Origin of the sequence: Streptomyces glaucosporus (assembly GCF_039533345.1) — a bacterium.
GTDB lineage: Bacteria > Actinomycetota > Actinomycetes > Streptomycetales > Streptomycetaceae > Streptomyces > Streptomyces glaucosporus.
In genome coordinates this window covers 1-792 of the sequence record NZ_BAAATJ010000060.1, presented here as the reverse complement: position 1 = coordinate 792, position 792 = coordinate 1, and the positions used below count along the sequence as shown (strand labels likewise).

The 792-nt window shown below is 68.6% G+C and carries 1 protein-coding gene; it reads right to left on the bottom strand.

All coding sequences use genetic code 11. The annotated features are described in order from the left end of the window. A partial coding sequence (locus ABD358_RS28345; RefSeq protein WP_344634021.1) for an Hsp70 family protein occupies positions 1-792 on the bottom strand: 792 nt, incomplete at both ends.

Here is a 792-nt window from a genome sequence, read left to right as displayed (position 1 = left end):
GCCGGCGGAGGCGCCGCCCGCGGCCTGCTGGCCCTGCGCATCGGCGTACAGCGCCTGCCCCAGCTTCTGACTGGTGGTGGCCACCTTCTCCGACGCCTCCCGGATCGCCGCGGTGTCCTCGCCCTTGAGCTTCTCCTTCAGCTCGGCCAGCGCGGCCTCCACCTCGCCCCTCACCTCACCGGGCACCTTGTCCTCGTTGTCCTTGAGGAACTTCTCGGTGGTGTACACCAGCTGCTCGGCCTGGTTGCGGGTCTCGGCGGCCTCCCGGCGGCGGTGGTCCTCCTCCGCGTACTGCTCCGCCTCCCGCATCATCCGCTCGATGTCCTCCTTGGGCAGCGCCGACCCACCGGTGACGGTCATCCGCTGCTCCTTGCCGGTGCCCAGATCCTTGGCCGACACGTGCATGATGCCGTTGGCGTCGATGTCGAAGGTGACCTCGATCTGCGGCACCCCGCGCGGCGCCGGCGGCAGCCCGGTCAGCTCGAACATCCCCAGCTTCTTGTTGTACGCGGCGATCTCCCGCTCGCCCTGGTACACCTGGATCTGCACGCTGGGCTGGTTGTCCTCGGCGGTGGTGAAGATCTCCGACCGCTTGGTCGGAATGGTGGTGTTCCGCTCGATCAGCTTGGTCATGATGCCGCCCTTGGTCTCGATGCCCAGGGACAGCGGGGTGACGTCCAGCAGCAGGACGTCCTTGACCTCGCCCTTGAGGACACCGGCCTGCAGGGAGGCGCCGATGGCGACGACCTCGTCGGGGTTGACGCCCTTGTTGGCCTCCTTGCCGCCGGTCAG